This window comes from Streptomyces sp. NPDC048191 (assembly GCF_040652655.1).
In the GTDB taxonomy this organism is placed as follows: Bacteria; Actinomycetota; Actinomycetes; order Streptomycetales; family Streptomycetaceae; genus Streptomyces.
The window spans coordinates 92,915-109,598 of the sequence record NZ_JBEZMO010000021.1; the positions used below are offsets into that span (position 1 = coordinate 92,915).

The following is a 16,684-nucleotide window of genomic DNA, read 5'->3' on the forward strand; positions in this document are numbered from 1 at the left end:
AGCCGTGCCCCGCTTCAGCATCATCGTCCCCGTCTTCAAGGTGCAGGGTTTCCTGCGCGAGTGCCTCGACTCGGTGCTCGGACAGTCGTACGGCGACTTCGAGGTGGTCGCCGTGGACGACCGCTCGCCCGACGGCTGCGGCGCGATCCTCGACGAGTACGCCGAACGCGACCCGCGGGTGCGGGTGCTGCATCTGCCCGAGAACGTGGGCCTGGGCCGGGCCCGCAACGCCGGCCTGGAGCAGGCGAAGGGCGACTACGTCCTCTTCCTCGACAGCGACGACGCCTACACGCCGGGCCTGCTGGCCGCCGCGGCCGACCGGCTGACGGGTGCCGGCGACCCGGACATCCTGGTCTTCGACCATGTCCGCACCCACTGGTGGGGCCGTGGCGGACGCAGCGACGCGTCCCCCCTGCTGGACCGGGCGGGCCTGGGCACCTTCAACCTGCGGGAGAACCCCGAGTACGTCCACCTCTTCCTGGTCGCCTGGAACAAGGCGTACCGGCGCTCGTTCTTCCAGGAGCACGACCTGGGGTACGCGCCGGGGCTGTACGAGGACGCGCCGGTCACCTACCGGTCGATGGTCCTCGCGGACCGCATCGCCTGCATGAACCGGATCGGCGTGGAGTACCGGCAGCGTCGGCAGGGCGCGATCACCAGGACGCCGGGGCGCCGTCACTTCGACATCTTCCCGCAGTACGAGGGCCTGTTCGCGTTCCTCGAGGAACGTGCGGACCTCGCCTGGGCGCGCCCGCTGCTGTTCGAACGGGCGCTGGACCACATGCTGTTCGTGCTCGCCCGGGAGGACCGGGTGACGCCCGCCGACCGCCCCGACTTCTACCGCGAGATCCGTTCCTTCCACCGCCGCCGTCTCCCGGAGGGCTTCACCCCGCCCGAGGGCCCCCGGGGCACCGAGATGCGGCTGCTGGCGTCGGCGCCCTACGCGTCGTACGCGGCGCTGCGGGGCTGGCGGGGACTGCGCGCGACGGCGGCGAAGGGCAAGCGGCGTGCGGCCCGCACCGTCTCGGGGCGCTCCCAGCGGGCCTGGTACGCCGCCCAGCTCAGGCTGCCGCTCGATCCGCATCTCGCGGTCTACTCGTCCGCCCATCACGGGGGTGTGACCGGCGACCCGGCCGCCATCCACGCCAAGGCCCGGGACCTGGCCCCGCACATCCACGGGGTGTGGGTGGTCCGGGAGGACGCGGTGGGCACCGTGCCGCCCGGCACCGACCATGTGACGCCGGGCTCGGCGCGTTACCACGCGGTCATGGCGCGGGCCACCTACTGGGTGAACGACGTCAACTGGCCGGGGAATCTGGTCAAACGGCCGGGCAGCGTGCATGTGCACACCCACCAGGGCACCCCGCTCGAGTACATGGGCGCCGATCTGCTGACCAAGCCGGGGGCCCGGCACGGTTTCAGCGTGCCGCAGATGCTGCGCCGAGCCGACCGCTGGGACTACAGCCTGGTCGCCAACCGGCACTCCGAGCTGGTCTGGGAGCGGGCCTACCCCTGCCACTTCACCTCGCTGCGCACCGGCAGTCCGCGCAACGACGTACTGGTGAACGGCGGTCTGAGCGGCTTCCGCGAGCGGCACGGCATCCCTGCGGACCACACGGTCGTGCTGTACGCGCCGACCCGCCGGGACTACCGCCGGGGCGGGCACGTGGACCGGATCGACGTGGCCCGGTTCGCGGCAGACCTCGGCGCGGGGCACACGCTCGTCGTGCGGCTGCATCCGTCGCTCGCGAGCGGGCCCGTGCGGGGCCTGGGCCTCACCGAGCTGGACCAGCGCGGGGTCGTCGTCGACGCGACCGACGAGCCGTGCCTCCAGGACGTCCTGCTCGCCACGGACGTGCTGGTCACCGACTACTCGGCGGTGATGTTCGACTACGCCAACCTGGACCGGCCGATCGTGGTGCACGCCGACGACTGGCCCGCCTTCACGGCGAGCCGGGGCGCCTACCTCGACATCACGGCCGAGCCGCCGGGCCATGTCACGCGCTCCTACCGGGAGCTGGCCCGGCTGTTCGCCTCGGGGTCCTGGCGGGACGAGGAGTCGGCGCGGCTGCGCGCGGCCTTCCGGGCCCGGTTCTGCGAGTTCGACGACGGCCGGGCCGCCGAGCGCGTGGTGCGGACGCTGCTGCTGGGCGAGCCGCTGACCGGCCCGGGCGCGGTGCGGATCCCGGGGCAGGCGGTCGGGCGGGACGCGCTGACGTCGGCGTAGGGAGTGTGACCGGGGCGTCGGCCGCCGCTCAGAGCCGACACCCCGGTGGCTCGTGCGACTACTCGATGACGAGGTCGACGTCGATGTTGCCGCGGGTGGCGTTGGAGTAGGGGCAGACCTGGTGGGCGGTCTCGACGAGCTTGCGGCCGGTCTCCTGGTCAAGGCTGTCCGGCAGCTCGACGCGCAGCGTCACCTTCAGGCCGAAGCCCTCGCCCTGCTTGCCGATGCCGACCTCGGCGGTCACCGCCGCGTCGCTGACGTCGACCTTCGCCTGCCGGCCGACGAGGCCGAGGGCGCTGCCGAAGCAGGCGGCGTAACCGGCGGCGAAGAGCTGCTCGGGGTTGGTGCCCTCGCCGTTGCCGCCCAGTTCCACGGGCGGGGCCAGCTTGAGGTCGATCTTGCCGTCGGAGGAGATGGCACGACCGTCACGGCCGTGGGTGGCGGTGGCGACGGCGGTGTAGAGCGCGTCCATGGTGAACCGTCCTTCTCGATGCTCTCGATGCGGTGTCCGTTGCGAGCACAAGTAGAGCACACAATTAAGTTGTGCACAACTAAATGGGCCGCAAGAGCTACTCTGGACCCATGACCGCCACGCCCGCTCCCGCTTCCGCCCCCGACGCCGACTGGCTCCGCCTGGACCGCCAGATCTGCTTCTCCCTGCACGCCGCGTCCCGCGCCTTCAACGGCGTCTACCGCGTCGTCCTCAAGGACCTCGGGCTCACCTACCCGCAGTACCTGGTGATGCTGGTGCTGTGGGAACAGGGCGATCTGCCCGTCAAGAGGCTCGGCGAGCAGCTGCGGCTCGACTCCGGCACGCTGTCCCCGCTGGTCAAGCGACTGGAGACGGCCGGCCTGGTGCGCCGGGAGCGCAGCTCCGAGGACGAGCGCTCGGTGCGGGTGCGGCTCACCGAGGAGGGCGCGGCGCTGCGCGAGCGGGCCCTGGAGGTCCCGCGCCGCATCGGCCGCGCGACCGGCTTCGACCTCGCGGAGATCGCCGAGCTGCGCGAACGCCTCGACCGGCTCACGACCGCCCTGGACGCGGCGGCCCTGACTGCGGGGCAGGAGGCCGGCTAGCCGCCGCGGGCGCCCGGTCACGGACGTACAGCCGTACGACCACCCCGCCGCGCCGCACCTGCTGCCGTCCGGTGAAATCCCGCCGCAGTTCGGCGAGTTTGGCCCGCTCGGCGGGTTTGCGCACGCTCCAGCGCCCGGCGAGCAGCTTCCGGTCGGCCACGACCCACACCCGTTCCAGCCGCGCCAGCCGGTGCCGCATCTCACGGGGCCCGGCCTCCCGCCCGTACAGGGTCCCGGACGCGGCGGCGCCCTTCACGAGCGCCACGTCCCGCGTCCCCCGGAACGCCCCCGGGTACGTGAGGGCCACGTTCCGCACGTGCGCCGGCAGGAACAGCACCGCGTCCCCGGGCGCCGTCTCCCGTGCGACGGCCCGTGAAGCGGCCGCGAGATCGTCGGGCCGGGTACCCGGATCACGGTCCGCGCGCAGCAGGGGGAGCTGGTGCAGGAAGGCCAGGACGACGGCGAGGACTCCGGCGAGCGTGACGAGACGGGGCGGCAGCGAGCTGGGCAGCCGCAGGCGTCCCACCAGCCCCGCCACCCGCTCGGCCCCGGCCGCCACCAGCAACGGCGCCCCGCTCAGCGCGTACAGCACATACCGGTCGACGAACAGCGGGGAGACCTGGGACGCCGCCATCAGCACCGCCGGCGGCACCACCGTCAACGGCAACGCCACCCCCGCGAGGGTGAGTTCGCCGCGCTGACCCAAGATCGCCGCCGACCCGGCCAGGGCCAGGGCCAGACACACGGCGTACACCCCCTGCGAAGGCCCGAGGAACCCGCGCAGCAGCTCTTCCGCCGTGACCGCCGTGGGCCTGCGCAGCCATGCCACCTGCGCCGACTGCCCCCGTGACACGAGCACCATCGGCACCAGTGACGCCGCGACCCCGGCCGCCGCGCACGCCCATCCGCGCCACGCCCTCCCCACCCGGGCCAGCGCCAGCGACGCCGCGTGGGCGCACAGCAGCAGCACCGCGAACTCGTGCAGCCAGCAGGTGAGGCCGAGCACGGCGCCGTAGGCGGCCCAGGACCCGGGAGAGCCGCCCCGCACGGCCCGTACCAGGAGCAGCGTCGCCGCCGTGGCCCCGGCGGCCACCAGGGCGTACGAGCGGCCCTCCTGCGCGTAGTGCCCGGCCATCGGCGCGACGGCGTACAGCAGCCCCGCCCACAGCCCGACGCGCGGCCGGGCCAGCCGGGTGCCGAGCGCCGCCACCAGCCCGGCCGTCACGGCCGCCGCGCCCACCGACGGCAGCCGCAGCCCGACCTCGCCGGGGTGGACGGTGAGGACGGCGTGCGCGAGGAGGTAGTACAGGCCGTGCACGGCGTCCACACCGTGCAGCAGCGCCCAGATCTGCGGCACCGTACGCCGCCCGACCTGGAAGCTGACGGCCTCGTCGCGCCACATCCCGCCCCGGTCGAGCCCCCAGAGCCCGACCGCGAGCATCACCAGCGCGGGCACGCACACGGCGACCCGGCGGCGGTTCCGGGCCCCTCGGCCCTTCGGTACGTGCGGCATGCCACCGGCCGGTACGACGACTGCCGTACCGGCCGCCCGACGCGCGTGCGTTTTCACAGGAAGCCCGACGTTCACCACGGCCCGACCTTTTGCGATTAGCCAATCTTTTTCCGGTCATGACGGCGTATCGGCAGGAATGCACCACCCGTGCCCCGTAGGCTCCCGTGCGATGAACCGTCTCCGTGTCAACTGCGGCCCGGTCCTCGGCGTCACCGTCCTCTGGCTGAGCACCCGTGCCCTGATGCTGTGGCTGCTCGTCGACGAGAGCGCCCCCGTGCTGGGCGGCGGGTCGGTGGCCCGTGAGGTGTGGCGGCTGTACTCCCACTGGTACGACGTCCTCGCGCACGGCTCCTTCCCGACGCACGACACGCTGTGGCAGTACCCGCCGGGTGCGGGCCCGGTGCTGCTGGCGCCGGGCCTGCTGCCGTGGCTGACGTACTTTCAGGCCTTCGTGCTGCTCACGCTGGCCGTGGACGCGGTGGTCACGGCGGCGCTGGTCCGCGCGGGCCGGCGTCCCGGGCGCAGCCTGCTCGGCGCGGGCCTGTGGACGGGCGGCCTGCCGCTGCTGCTGCACCTCCCCCTGGCCCGGTACGACGTCCAGGTCACCGCCCTGGCCGTGCTCTCCCTGCTGGCTCTCGGCCGCTCCCCGCGCGCGGGCGGGCTGTGCGGGGTGTTCGGGGCGCTGGGCGCGCTGGTGAAGGTGTGGCCGGCGCTGGTGCTGCTGGGCACACCGCGGGGGCGGGTCACGCGCGGCGCCTGGAGGTGGGCGGCTGCGGCCGGAACCGCCTCGCTCGGCGCCCTCACCCTGTCGTTCGAGCACCCGCTGTCCTTTCTGCGGGAACAGGGCGGGCGGGGCGTGCAGATCGAGTCGCTCGGCGGCACGGTGCTGAACCTGGCGCGGCACGCCGGCTGGCCGGGCCGGGCCTGCTACCAGTACGGCGCCGTCGAGCTGGCCGGGCCCCATGTGCACGCCGTCGCCACCGTCTCGCTGGGCCTGACGGTTCTCGCCTTCGCGCTGCTCGTGCTGTGGCGGGTGCGGGCGCGGCGCTGGAGCCAGGCGACACCGTTCGACGCGGCGCTGTGTGCGGTGCTGCTGTTCACGGTCACGAGCCGGGTGATCAGCCCGCAGTACATGATCTGGCTGATCGGTCTCGCCGCGGTGTGCCTGACCTCACGGCACACCGGCCAGCGGCCGGTCGCGGCGCTGGTCCTGGCGGCGACGGCGCTGAGCACCGCGGTGTTCCCGATGGACTACCACGAGGTGGTCGACGGCACCTGGAGGGGCTGTCTGCTGATGCTGGCCCGCAACGGAGTCCTGGCGGCCGCCGCCGTGCTCTCCTTCGTCCGGTTGTGGCGATCGACACGGCAGGATGAAAAGACCGTGCAAACAACGGAACCCCGCCTCGATTCCGACCGTCTTCCGGACCGAGCGCTAAGTCTCTCTTAACGGCGTATTACCGAACAATCCTACGCTCCCGGCCCGTGGACCCGATGCGATCAGACCCGCAACACACATCCGAGACAGCCGGCACCGCCGACGGGCCGCGCGCGGCGCAGGTCGGTGTCGTCGTCATCGGCTACAACGACCGCGCCCATGTGGGCGACGCCGTGCGTTCGGCGCTCGCCCAGGGACCGGCGGTCTCCGAAGTCGTCGCCGTCGACGACTGCTCCACCGACGGCAGCGCCGAACTGCTCGAGCGGCTGGCCGCCGGCGAACCCCGGCTGCGGGTGGTGCGCAGGGCGGAGAACAGCGGCGGCTGCGGCAGCCCGCGCAACGCCGGGATCGACGCGGTGACGACACCGTACGTGATGTTCCTCGACAGCGACGACGTGCTGCCGCCCGGTGCGGTGGACACGCTGCTGACGGCGGCCACAGAAGCGCACGCCGAGATCACGAGCGGGTTGTGCGTCCGCCGGGAACTGCCCTCGGGGCGTGAGCAGCCCTGGCAGGCGCCCCTCTACACGGCGCGCACCGTCCTCGCGCGCCCCTCCCAGCGACCGCGCCTGGTCCACGACACGCTGTGCGTCAACAAGCTGTACCGCACCGACTTCCTGCGCGAGCACGGCATCCGCTTCCCGGAGGGCCGCTTCCTCTACGAGGACATCGTCTTCACCGCGCGTGTGCTGGCCGCCGGCCCGCGCGTCGCGCTCGTACCGGACCAGGTGTACGTGTGGCACGTGCGCCGCGGCGCCGAGCAGCTGTCGCTCTCGCTGGACCGGGAGCACATCGACAACTGGAAGGCGCGCACCGAGGCGTGCGCGCTGGCGTACGACATCCTGCTGGGCGCCGGTCAGAAGGAGCTGGCGCGGGCGGCGCGGGCCAAGTTCCTCGACCACGAGGTGCGCATGTACGCGCGCGAGCTGGGACTGCGCGACACGCACTACCAGCGTGCGTGGTGGACGCACACCCAGGAGTACCTCGCGCGCTACGACGCCGCCGACTGGGAGCTGAACCCGGGCGCCCCGGGCCGGCTGCTCGCCCGGGTCGTCCTGGAGTCGCCCGAGCCCCGCGACCTGTCCCGGCTGCGTGAACTCGCCGCCCGCCCGGCACGCCTGCTGCCGCCCTACGCCCGCACTCCCGACGGTGTCCCCGTCTGGTCCGCCGACCTCCCGCAGGTCACCCTCACGCCGTTCCTGACCCGCCCCGCCGGTCTCCTCCCGCTCACGCTCGACGCGGAACTGCGGCCACGCGCGCGTGCCTCGCAGCTGCGCCTGCGGCTGCACGAGCTGTACGGCAGGGTGGCCGAGGCCGGACCGCGCGAGATGGACGTGGAGTGGCAGTCCCGGGACGACGACCGGACGCGGGGGCGTACGACGGTCCCGCTCACGCCCTCGGATCCGGAGAGCTGGTCGGCCGAGCTGCCCGTCGACCTGGCGGCGCTCGGCGCGGGCACCTGGGACCTGCGGCTGACCGTGCGTTTCGCGGACGGCGCGGAGCGGGAGGTCACGGCGCACGCGCTGGCGGGCGACGGCCGACTGCGCCGGCGCGCCGTCCCGAGCGTCCGGCACGGCGTGCTGTTGGTGCAGCCGTACGCCACGCACTCCGGCGCGCTGGCCGTACGCGTGGCGACCGGCGTGCAGGGCGCGCTGCAGGTGGCACGCGGCAGGCTGCGCCGCCTGCTGCGCTGAGACGCCCACTGCTTCACTGAGAGAGACACCCGCTGCTCCACCGAGCGGCTGCACGAGCCTTAACTGACGAGGAGACGGCCGCAATGACCTGGCTGATCACCGGCGGTGCCGGATACATCGGGGCACACGTCGTACGGGCGATGACCGAGGCGGGCGAGAGCACGGTCGTCTACGACGACCTGTCCACCGGCATCCCCGAGCGCGTACCGGCGGAGGTACCCGTGGTGCGCGGCTCCGTCCTGGACGCCGCCCTGGTGGCCCGCACGCTCGCCGAGCACGAGATCACCGGGATCGTGCACCTGGCGGCGAAGAAGCAGGTGGGCGAGTCGGTGGAGCGGCCGCTGCACTACTACCGGGAGAACGTGGAGGGCCTGCGCACCCTCCTGGACGCGGTGACGAGGGCGGAGATCCCCTCCTTCGTCTTCTCCTCCTCGGCAGCGGTCTACGGCATGCCGGACGTCGACCTGGTGACGGAGGAGACCCCCTGCCTGCCGATGTCCCCCTACGGCGAGACGAAGCTGGCCGGCGAGTGGCTGGTCCGCGCGACGGGCAGGGCGACCGGCATGTCCACGGCCTCCCTCCGCTACTTCAACGTGGCGGGCGCGGCCGGCCCCGAACTCGCCGACACCGGCGTGTTCAACCTGATCCCCATGGTCTTCGAGAAGCTCACCGAAGGCGCACCGCCGCGCGTGTTCGGCGACGACTACCCGACGCCGGACGGCACCTGTGTGCGCGACTACATCCACGTGGCCGACCTGGCCGAGGCGCACGTCACCGTCGCCCGCGCCCTGGCGTCCTCCCCCGGCACCGACCTGACCCTCAACATCGGCCGCGGCGAGGGCGTGTCCGTCCGCGAGATGATCGACCGCATCAACGCGGTCACCGGCTACGACCGCCCGCCGACCGTCACCGCGCGCCGCCCCGGCGACCCCGCCCGCGTCGTCGCCTCGGCCACCCGCATCGCCACCGAACTGGGCTGGCAGGCCAAGTACGACGTCCAGGACATGATCACCTCGGCCTGGGAGGGCTGGGTGCACCACCACCCGGAGGCGGCACGGTCGTAGGCTCCGCGGGTGGACGTTCCCGGAGTTCTCGAACGCGCGGTCGGCGCCGTACTCGGCTCCGCCGTCGGCGACGCCCTCGGAGCGCCCTTCGAGTTCGGCCCCGAGGGCGCCTTCTCCGCCCGTTTCCCCCGTCCCGGGCAGGGCGGCGAGATGTGCGGGGGCGGGGGCTGGGAGCCGGGCGAGGCCACGGACGACACCCAGATGGCGGTCCTGACCGCCGAGTCGCTGCTGGACCGCGGCGGCCTGGACCTGCCCGACGTCTTCCGGCGCTTTCAGCGGTGGGCGGCGGCCGACCCGAAGGACATCGGCCTCCAGACGGAGGCGGTCCTGACCGGCGGCGACCCCTGGGACACGGCCGCCGCGCTGCACTTCCAGGTGAGCCAACGGGCGGCGGGCAACGGCGCGTTGATGCGGGCGGCCCCTTCCGCGGTGCGCTTCGCCCGCGACGGCCGTGCGCCCACCATGACCGCGGCCCGCCGTCTCTCCGCGCTCACCCACGGCGACGGCGCGGCGTGGGAGGGCACGGCGGCGCTGCACGACCTGATCCGCGTGGCCCTCGAGGGCGAGGACCCGCTCGTCGCCGTACCGCAGACGCTGGCCGCCCTCCACCCCGACCACCGGCAGCGGTACTCGGTGGTCCTCTCCCCCGACTGGCACCCGGACCACGCGACCGAGTTCAACGGGGCGGTGTGGCCGTGCCTGGGTTCGGCGGTGTGGGCGCTGCGGACCACGGCGTCGTACGAGGAAGCGGTCCGCGCGGCCGTCGACCTCGGCGGAGACACGGACACGGTCGCGGCGGTCACGGGGGCGCTGGCCGGAGCGGTGTACGGGGCCGGCTCGATCCCGGCCCGCTGGACCGAACCCCTGCACGTGCCGCTACCGGGGTCCGACGGCCGGGTACTGCGCGCCCGGGACCTGGCCGGACTGGCCGAGCGGCTGGTCGTCCCCGCCGAGCCGCCGGCCCGGGGACCGGGCGCCCTCACAGCGCCTTGAGCGCCCCCGCCGTGGCCCGCGCCAGCTTCTCCAGGTACCCCTTCGGCAGCTTCGGGGAGCGGATCACCACCGCACGCCAGTACAGCGGCCCGGAGATCAGGTCGAGCGCGAGGTCGGGATCGACACCCGCCCGCACCTCCCCCCGCTCCTCCGCCGCGGCCACGATCTTGCTGGCCACACCCTCCTGCCCGTCCCGCAGGGCCTTCTGGAAGGCGTCGGCGATATCGGGATTGCGGGCCGCCTCCGCCTGGAGGTCGGGGATGATCTGCGAGGCCACCGGGTGGCGCAGGGCGCGGGACGTCACCTCGTAGAGCAGGCGCAGGTCGCCCTCAAGGGAGCCCGTGTCGGGGACCGGAAGGCCCAGGACCGCCATCGCCGAGACCACGTCCAGCACCAGGTGCAGTTTCGACCGCCACCGCCGGTACACCGCGGTCTTGCCGACACCCGCCCGCCGCGCGATGCCCTCGATGGACATACGTGCGTATCCGACGGCCGCGAGTTCCTCGAAGACCGCCGCCCGGATGGCCTCGGTCACGTCCTCCCGGAGTACGGCGGCCCCCGCGGGGGTCCGGCGCGGACGCGTCGGCGGATCGTCGGCGTTCGTCGTCATGACCCACAGCATAGGCCGTTACGACGAAACGGTTGCGTTCCGACGTCGATTGGTTCTACGCTCGCGTTGCGACGATACGATCCCGTTCCGACGTAAGAGAACGTGAAGAGAAGCGTAAGGAAACGTCGGAGCACGGTGACCCGAGCGCCCCGGCTGCCGGCCGGGCTGCGGCACCCCCTCCCCCGAGCGAAAGCAGCGGATGTGAGCCAGGTCCTCGACACACCGCCCCCCACCCGGGCCCCGGCCGACGACGATCTCGCGGCACTGGCCGCCCGCCACGGCCTGTCGGTCAGCGGCGCCCGTCCCTCCCTGCCCGAGTACGTCCGCCAGCTGTGGGCCAGGCGACACTTCATCGCCGCCTTCGCCACCGCGAAGCTCACCGCGCAGTACAGCGAGGCGAAGCTCGGCCAGATCTGGCAGGTCATGAACCCGCTGCTGAACGCCGCGGTCTACTACTTCATCTTCGGCGTGCTCCTCGGCACCAGCCGCGGCGTGCCGGACTACATCCCGTTCCTGGTGACGGGCGTGTTCATCTGGACGTTCACGCAGAGCTCGATCATGGCGGGCACCCGCGCGATCTCCGGCAACCTCGGGCTGGTCCGCGCCCTGCACTTCCCGCGCGCCTCCCTGCCGATCTCCTTCTGCCTGCAGCAGCTCCAGCAGCTGCTGTTCTCGATGACCGCGCTGGTCGTGATCATCCTGTCCTTCGGCATCCCGGTCACCCCGCGCTGGCTGCTCGCGATCCCCGCGCTGGTCCTGCAGTCCGTCTTCAACGCCGGCGTGTCGATGATCATGGCCCGGTGGGGTGCCAAGACCCCGGACATCGCCCAGCTGATGCCGTTCATCCTGCGCACCTGGATGTACGTGTCCGGTGTGATGTGGAGCATCAGCAAGCTCACCAAGAAGGACCACCTGCCGCACATCGTCACGATCCTGCTGGAGACCAACCCGGCCGCGGTCTACATCGACCTCATGCGGTACGCGCTGATCCACAGCTTCCACGGCAAGCAGCTGCCCCCGCACGTCTGGGCGGCGGCCACGGGCTGGGCCCTGCTCGCCGGCATCGGGGGCTTCATCTACTTCTGGAAGGCTGAGGAGACGTACGGCCGTGGCTGAGCAGACCTCCACCGACAAGACCCCCGCCGACGGCGCCGGGACCAGCGGCATCCCCACCGTCGTCTGCGACGGCGTCGACATCGTCTACCGGGTCAACGGCACCGGCGCCGGCCGCGGCTCCGCCACCGTCGCCCTCAACCGCATCCTGCGCCGCAAGCAGGCCGAGAAGGCCGCCGGTGTGCGCCGGGTGCACGCGGTGAAGAAGGTGTCGTTCGTCGCCTACAAGGGTGAGGCGATCGGCCTCATCGGGACGAACGGCTCCGGCAAGTCGACCCTGCTGAAGGCGGTCGCGGGGCTGCTGCCCGTGGAGAACGGCCACATCTACACCAACGGCCAGCCCTCCCTGCTCGGCGTCAACGCGGCCCTGATGAACGACCTCACCGGCGAGCGCAACGTCTACCTCGGCGGCCTCGCCATGGGCATGTCCCGCGAGCAGGTCAGGGAGCGCTACCAGGACATCGTCGACTTCTCCGGGATCAACGAGAAGGGCGACTTCATCACCCTGCCGATGCGCACGTACTCCTCCGGCATGGCCGCCCGGCTGCGCTTCTCCATCGCCGCCGCCAAGGACCACGACGTCCTGCTGATCGACGAGGCCCTGGCCACCGGTGACCGCAGGTTCCAGATGCGCTCGGAGGAGCGGATCCGCGAGTTGCGCGAGAAGGCGGGTACGGTCTTCCTCGTCAGCCACAACAACAAGTCGATCCGGGACACCTGCGAACGGACGCTGTGGCTGGAGCGCGGCGAGCTGCGCATGGACGGGCCGACCGAGGACGTCATGAAGGAGTACGAGGCCTTCACCGGGGACAAGAGCGACAAGACGGCCAAGAAGCCGGCACCCAAGAAGGCGGCCTGACCTCGATCGGAGTAAGAAGGCGACATAAAAGTGACCGGAACGGAAACCGCAGGCCACGGAACTGCCTCTTCCTTCTTGAGCCCTCTTACCCCACACGCGGATATCCCTTTCATCCGCTTAGTGACAGTATGTTATGAAGGGTGACTCAACCCACGAGCCGAAGGAGTCCACAGCGATGCCCCAACTCAGCGTCATCGTCTACGGACCGAACGCACAGGGGCATCTGACAGAGCTACTGGACTCTCTGGAAGCCCGCCCGCTCCCCGACGCCGAGGTGATCGTCGCCGCGATCGGCGACTGGGCGCGGGAGACGGCCGAGGGCCACGCCCCGGAGACGGTCGTCGTGCCGCTGCCCGAGGGCACCGGTGACGCGGCGGCCCGGGCAGCCGGCGCCGCCCGCGCGACCGGCCGCTGGCTGCACTTCGTCCACGCCAAGGACAGCCTGCCGGCCGGTGCGCCCCGGCTGATCGCGGAGCGGACCGCCGAACTGGACGCCACCGACGGCGCCGAGGCGGACGTCCTGGTCTTCGACCACGTCACCACCACCTGGCAGACCGCCGCCGGCCCCTCCCGCGACGGCCGCTTCCTCGCCGCCGTCGGCCGCGACAGCCTGCCCCTGGACGAGTCCGCCGACCTGCTGCGCCTCACCCCGCTGCTCGGCAACCGCGCCCTGCGCGCCGGCTTCTGGCGGGCGCACGAGGAGCGGCTCACCACCGACGACGAAGCGCACGCCGCCCACGCCGCCCTGCTGCACGCCGGCCGCGTCGCCTGCCTGAACCAGGTGGCGTACGAGAACCGTGAGCTGCGCCCGGAGAGCCTGCCGCCGCTCGCCCCCGAGGACCGGTTCGCGCTGATCGACCGCTACGAGTCGCTGCTCGCGCTCGCCAAGGACCGCCGCGCCGCCCGCGCGGTGCTGTACGACCTGATGATGCGCGACCTCGTGCGCACCTTCGCCGGGGAGAACCTGCCCGACGCGGTGGCCCGCGAGTTCTTCCGCCGTGCCTCCCTCGCCGCCGTCCGCTGGCGCCCCGCGAACCACGAGCGCCCGGCGGGCGTGGAGGGCGTACGGCACGCCCTGCTGGAGGAGGGCGCGTACACCAAGTACCGCGCGTTCCAGGCCGCCAACCGCACCCGCCGCGCCGCCAAGAAGGCCGTACGCACCCGTAAGAAGCAGGTCGGCGCCAAGCTCCGCGACCAGCAGTACCACCGGGCCCTGAGCCGCCCGGTCAACCCGAACCTGGCCGTGTTCGACGCCTACTGGGAGCGCGGAGTGGCCTGCAACCCGGCCGCGATCGCCGCCAAGCTCACCGAACTCGCCCCGCACATCCACCAGGTGTGGACGGTGTCGAAGCAGAACGCGGCCCTGCTGCCGCCCGGCACCGACCACGTGATCCCCGGCACCCGCCGCTACTGGGAGACCCTGGCGACCGCCAAGTACCTGACGAGCAACGTCAACTTCCCCAACGCGGTGGTCAAACGCCCCGACGCGATCCACCTCCAGACCCACCACGGCACCCCGCTCAAGCGCATGGGCCTGGACCAGAAGGAACACCCGGCCGCCGCCAAGGGCCTCGACTTCAAGGCCCTGCTGTCCCGCATCGACAAGTGGGACTACAGCATCAGCGCCAACAGCCACTCGACCCGCATGTGGGAGCGCGCCTACCCGGCCCGCTACACCTCCCTCGACTACGGCTATCCGCGCAACGACGTCTTCTACACCAGCGACGCCGCGTCGGTCCGCGCCGCCCGCGCCCGCCTCGGCATCCCGCCCGGCAAGACGGCCGTCCTCTACGCGCCCACGCACCGCGACTACGAGGCCGGCTTCACCCCGCGCCTGGACCTCGCGGCCTTCGCCGACCGCCTCGGCGAGGACACCGTGCTGCTGGTGCGCGCCCACTACTTCTACGGCGGCGCCGCCTCCCCGCTGACCGGCCTGCGCCGCTCCGGCCGGATCATCGACGTCTCCTCCTACGACCCCGTCGAGGAGCTGTGCCTGGCCGCCGACGCGCTGGTCACGGACTACTCGTCGATCATGTTCGACTACGCCAACCTCGACCGCCCGATCGTCGTCTACGCCGACGACTGGGAGACCTACCGGACCACCCGCGGCGTCTACTTCGACCTGACGGCCGAGCACCCCGGCCAGGTCGCCCGCACCCAGGAGGAGCTGACGGAGATCTTCGCCTCCGGCGCCTGGCGCGACGAGAGCGCGGCGAAGGCCCGGGCCGCCTTCCGGCGCCGGTTCTGCGAGTACGACGACGGCCGGGCCGCCGAACGGGTCGTACGACGGGTGTTCCTGGGCGAACCGGAGGAGTCACTGCCACCGGTGATCCCGCTCGAGGAACGCACCCCCGCCCCGACCCCCGAGGAGGCCTCGGCATGACGACCCCCGACGTGACGGTGACGGTCATCGTCTACAACGACGCGGCCCGCCTCCCCCGGGCGGTCGCCTCGCTGCGCGCGCAGACGCACGCCAACATCGAGATCATCATCAGCGACGACCACTCCACCGACGACACGCCGGCCGTGGCGCGCCGGCTGGAGTCCGAGGACGACCGCGTCCGCTACCTCCGCCTGCCCGAGAACAGCGGCGGCTGCAGCGCCCCGCGCAACCGGGCCATCGAGATCGCCCGGGCGCCGTACCTGATGTTCCTCGACAGTGACGACGAACTGACGCCACGGGCGGTCGAGTTGCTGCTCGCCGCGCACCGCGAGCGCGAGGTGGACTTCACCATGGGCGCCGTGCGCCGGCACCGGGTGGACACCGGCCGCCGCACGACCTGGATGCCGCATCTCGTCGCCGAGCGCCGCACGGTGGAGGGCATCGACGCGGACCCCCGGCTGCTCTTCGAGCACCTGTCGACGAGCAAGATGTACGCGCGCTCCTTCCTGGACGGTCACGAACTGCGCTTCCCGGAGGGCATCCACTACGAGGACCAGCTGTTCTCGGCGCAGGCGTACTGCCTGGCGAAGGCGTTCACGATCATCCCGGATCCGGTGTACGTCTGGTACATCGACCCGTTCGCGGCGGCGGCCTCGGCGTCCATCTCCAACCAGCGGCACAAGGTCACCAACGTCCGCGACCGGGTCCATGTGCAGCGGCTGATCGACGACTTCCTGGTGGAGAGCGGTCACGCGGGACTGCGCGAGGACAAGGACTACAAGTTCCTCAAGCACGACTTCCGGATGTACGCGGGCGACCTCCCCTACCGGGACGAGGAGTGGCTGAGCGCCTTCGCGGACATCATGAACCCCTACCTGGACACCCTGTCCCCCGGCGCGTACGCCCGGCTGCCCCGCCCCGAGCGGGTGGTGCTGGAGCTGCTGCGGGAGGGCCGCCTGGACGACGTCCGGCTCGCGGCCCGCGGACTCGGGCACGGGGTGGCGCCGAGGCAGGTCACGGCCGACGCGGCCGGTGTCCCGTACTGGGGTGACAGCGTGCCCGCGTCCGACCACGGCCGCCGCGAACTGGACGTGTCCGACCTGGAGTTGGACACGCGCCCGTTCCCAAGCGCGCACTTCCGCCACGAGATCGTCGAGCTGACACCGGGCCGCGGGGCCTCCCTCACCCTGGCCGTCCGCACCTACGACCCGGGCCTGCGCCTCCCGGTCGGCCCGCAGCGCGCCGGGCTGGTCCTCTCCCCCGGCAACCGCCGGATGACGGTCCCCTTCCGCCTCGACCCGGTCCGCCCGGGCGTCTTCGAGGGCACGGTCCACCTGGACCTGACCGAGGCGCCGCTGCCCCTGCAGGGCTTCTCGGGCGTACGCCACCCCCTGGTCCGGCTCCAGCAGCAGGGCCTGTCCCACTCCGGCCTCCTGCTGGCGCCGCTGACCTTCCCCACCCTCACGGCCCGCATCGAATACCGCTCCGGTGCGGCGCCGCACGAGCTCACCATCGAACCGGAGGGCCGCAACCCGGGCCGCCTGCAGTTCCGCTGGCGTCCGGTGGGCGTGACGGCCCGGGTCATCCGCCCGGTCGTCCGACGAGTGGCCCGCCCCAAGGTGCGCAAGGCGGCGAAGCTGCTGTCCAGCGTGCTGAAGTGAGAGGGCCGCGTCCGTAGCGCCGTCCGGGAGGTGGTGGACACCACCTCCCGGACGGCGC

At 72.5% G+C, this 16,684-nt stretch carries 13 protein-coding genes; 10 read left to right on the plus strand and 3 right to left on the minus strand.

Features of this window, described 5'->3' with window-relative positions:
- The first annotated feature begins 4 nt into the window (after positions 1 to 4).
- On the plus strand, positions 5 to 2,227 hold the full coding sequence (locus tag AB0D93_RS29070; RefSeq protein WP_362125289.1) for a bifunctional glycosyltransferase family 2 protein/CDP-glycerol:glycerophosphate glycerophosphotransferase: 2,223 nt from the start codon (positions 5 to 7) through the stop codon (positions 2,225 to 2,227).
- A 58-nt stretch (positions 2,228 to 2,285) separates the two neighbouring features.
- On the opposite strand, the gene AB0D93_RS29075 is transcribed toward AB0D93_RS29070, so the two are convergent.
- The gene (locus tag AB0D93_RS29075; protein WP_362125291.1) at positions 2,286 to 2,699 is read right to left on the minus strand and encodes an organic hydroperoxide resistance protein; all 414 of its coding nucleotides are present in this window, start codon (positions 2,697 to 2,699) and stop codon (positions 2,286 to 2,288) included.
- 110 nt (positions 2,700 to 2,809) lie between these two features.
- Between AB0D93_RS29075 and AB0D93_RS29080 the strand changes: the two genes are divergently transcribed.
- The gene (locus AB0D93_RS29080; RefSeq protein WP_362125293.1) at positions 2,810 to 3,301 is read left to right on the plus strand and encodes a MarR family transcriptional regulator; all 492 of its coding nucleotides are present in this window, start codon (positions 2,810 to 2,812) and stop codon (positions 3,299 to 3,301) included.
- On the opposite strand, the gene AB0D93_RS29085 is transcribed toward AB0D93_RS29080, so the two are convergent.
- Positions 3,249 to 4,814, minus strand: coding sequence for a glycosyltransferase family 39 protein (locus AB0D93_RS29085; RefSeq protein WP_362125296.1), 1,566 nt, complete (start codon positions 4,812 to 4,814; stop codon positions 3,249 to 3,251). The genes AB0D93_RS29080 and AB0D93_RS29085 overlap by 53 nt on opposite strands.
- A 169-nt stretch (positions 4,815 to 4,983) precedes the next feature.
- Between AB0D93_RS29085 and AB0D93_RS29090 the strand changes: the two genes are divergently transcribed.
- The 4 genes from AB0D93_RS29090 (at position 4,984) to AB0D93_RS29105 (ending at position 10,000) form a co-directional block, all read left to right on the plus strand.
- Positions 4,984 to 6,261, plus strand: a complete 1,278-nt coding sequence (locus tag AB0D93_RS29090; protein ID WP_362125299.1) for a glycosyltransferase 87 family protein — start codon at positions 4,984 to 4,986, stop codon at positions 6,259 to 6,261.
- 44 nt (positions 6,262 to 6,305) lie between these two features.
- Positions 6,306 to 7,943: a glycosyltransferase family A protein gene (locus AB0D93_RS29095; protein WP_362125384.1), complete on the plus strand. Its 1,638-nt coding sequence runs from the start codon at positions 6,306 to 6,308 to the stop codon at positions 7,941 to 7,943.
- 83 nt (positions 7,944 to 8,026) lie between these two features.
- Positions 8,027 to 9,007, plus strand: coding sequence for a UDP-glucose 4-epimerase GalE (gene galE, locus AB0D93_RS29100; RefSeq protein WP_362125302.1), 981 nt, complete (start codon positions 8,027 to 8,029; stop codon positions 9,005 to 9,007).
- Between the two features lie 9 nt (positions 9,008 to 9,016).
- A complete protein-coding gene (locus tag AB0D93_RS29105) occupies positions 9,017 to 10,000 on the plus strand; it encodes an ADP-ribosylglycohydrolase family protein (RefSeq protein WP_362125305.1) in 984 nt (327 codons plus the stop codon).
- Here AB0D93_RS29105 and AB0D93_RS29110 read toward each other — a convergent pair.
- A complete protein-coding gene (locus AB0D93_RS29110; protein ID WP_362125308.1) occupies positions 9,987 to 10,610 on the minus strand; it encodes a TetR/AcrR family transcriptional regulator in 624 nt (207 codons plus the stop codon). The two genes, AB0D93_RS29105 and AB0D93_RS29110, sit on opposite strands and share 14 nt — an antisense overlap.
- Before the next feature lie 201 nt (positions 10,611 to 10,811).
- On the opposite strand from AB0D93_RS29110, the gene AB0D93_RS29115 reads away from it, so the two are divergent.
- The 4 genes from AB0D93_RS29115 to AB0D93_RS29130 all read left to right on the plus strand — a co-directional run bounded on the left by AB0D93_RS29115 (position 10,812) and on the right by AB0D93_RS29130 (position 16,626).
- The gene (locus AB0D93_RS29115) at positions 10,812 to 11,726 is read left to right on the plus strand and encodes an ABC transporter permease (RefSeq protein ID WP_362125311.1); all 915 of its coding nucleotides are present in this window, start codon (positions 10,812 to 10,814) and stop codon (positions 11,724 to 11,726) included.
- Entirely contained in the window at positions 11,719 to 12,582 is an 864-nt protein-coding gene (locus AB0D93_RS29120; protein WP_362125314.1) for an ABC transporter ATP-binding protein, read from the plus strand. The genes AB0D93_RS29115 and AB0D93_RS29120 overlap by 8 nt, the downstream gene beginning before the upstream one ends.
- A gap of 175 nt (positions 12,583 to 12,757) precedes the next feature.
- Positions 12,758 to 14,965, plus strand: a complete 2,208-nt coding sequence (locus tag AB0D93_RS29125; protein ID WP_362125317.1) for a CDP-glycerol glycerophosphotransferase family protein — start codon at positions 12,758 to 12,760, stop codon at positions 14,963 to 14,965.
- A complete protein-coding gene (locus AB0D93_RS29130; RefSeq protein ID WP_362125320.1) occupies positions 14,962 to 16,626 on the plus strand; it encodes a glycosyltransferase family 2 protein in 1,665 nt (554 codons plus the stop codon). The genes AB0D93_RS29125 and AB0D93_RS29130 overlap by 4 nt, the downstream gene beginning before the upstream one ends.
- Positions 16,627 to 16,684 lie beyond the last annotated feature (58 nt).

What these genes read in the sequence shown, in the direction of transcription:
- AB0D93_RS29075 (WP_362125291.1), bottom strand. Translation starts at nt 2,699, where the DNA reads ATGGACGCGCTCTACACCGCCGTCGCCACCGCCACCCACGGCCGTGAC.
- AB0D93_RS29080 (WP_362125293.1), top strand. Translation starts at nt 2,810, where the DNA reads ATGACCGCCACGCCCGCTCCCGCTTCCGCCCCCGACGCCGACTGGCTC.
- AB0D93_RS29085 (WP_362125296.1), bottom strand. Translation starts at nt 4,814, where the DNA reads ATGCCGCACGTACCGAAGGGCCGAGGGGCCCGGAACCGCCGCCGGGTC.
- AB0D93_RS29090 (WP_362125299.1), top strand. Translation starts at nt 4,984, where the DNA reads ATGAACCGTCTCCGTGTCAACTGCGGCCCGGTCCTCGGCGTCACCGTC.
- AB0D93_RS29095 (WP_362125384.1), top strand. Translation starts at nt 6,306, where the DNA reads ATGCGATCAGACCCGCAACACACATCCGAGACAGCCGGCACCGCCGAC.
- galE (WP_362125302.1), top strand. Translation starts at nt 8,027, where the DNA reads ATGACCTGGCTGATCACCGGCGGTGCCGGATACATCGGGGCACACGTC.
- AB0D93_RS29110 (WP_362125308.1), bottom strand. Translation starts at nt 10,610, where the DNA reads ATGACGACGAACGCCGACGATCCGCCGACGCGTCCGCGCCGGACCCCC.
- AB0D93_RS29125 (WP_362125317.1), top strand. Translation starts at nt 12,758, where the DNA reads ATGCCCCAACTCAGCGTCATCGTCTACGGACCGAACGCACAGGGGCAT.
- AB0D93_RS29130 (WP_362125320.1), top strand. Translation starts at nt 14,962, where the DNA reads ATGACGACCCCCGACGTGACGGTGACGGTCATCGTCTACAACGACGCG.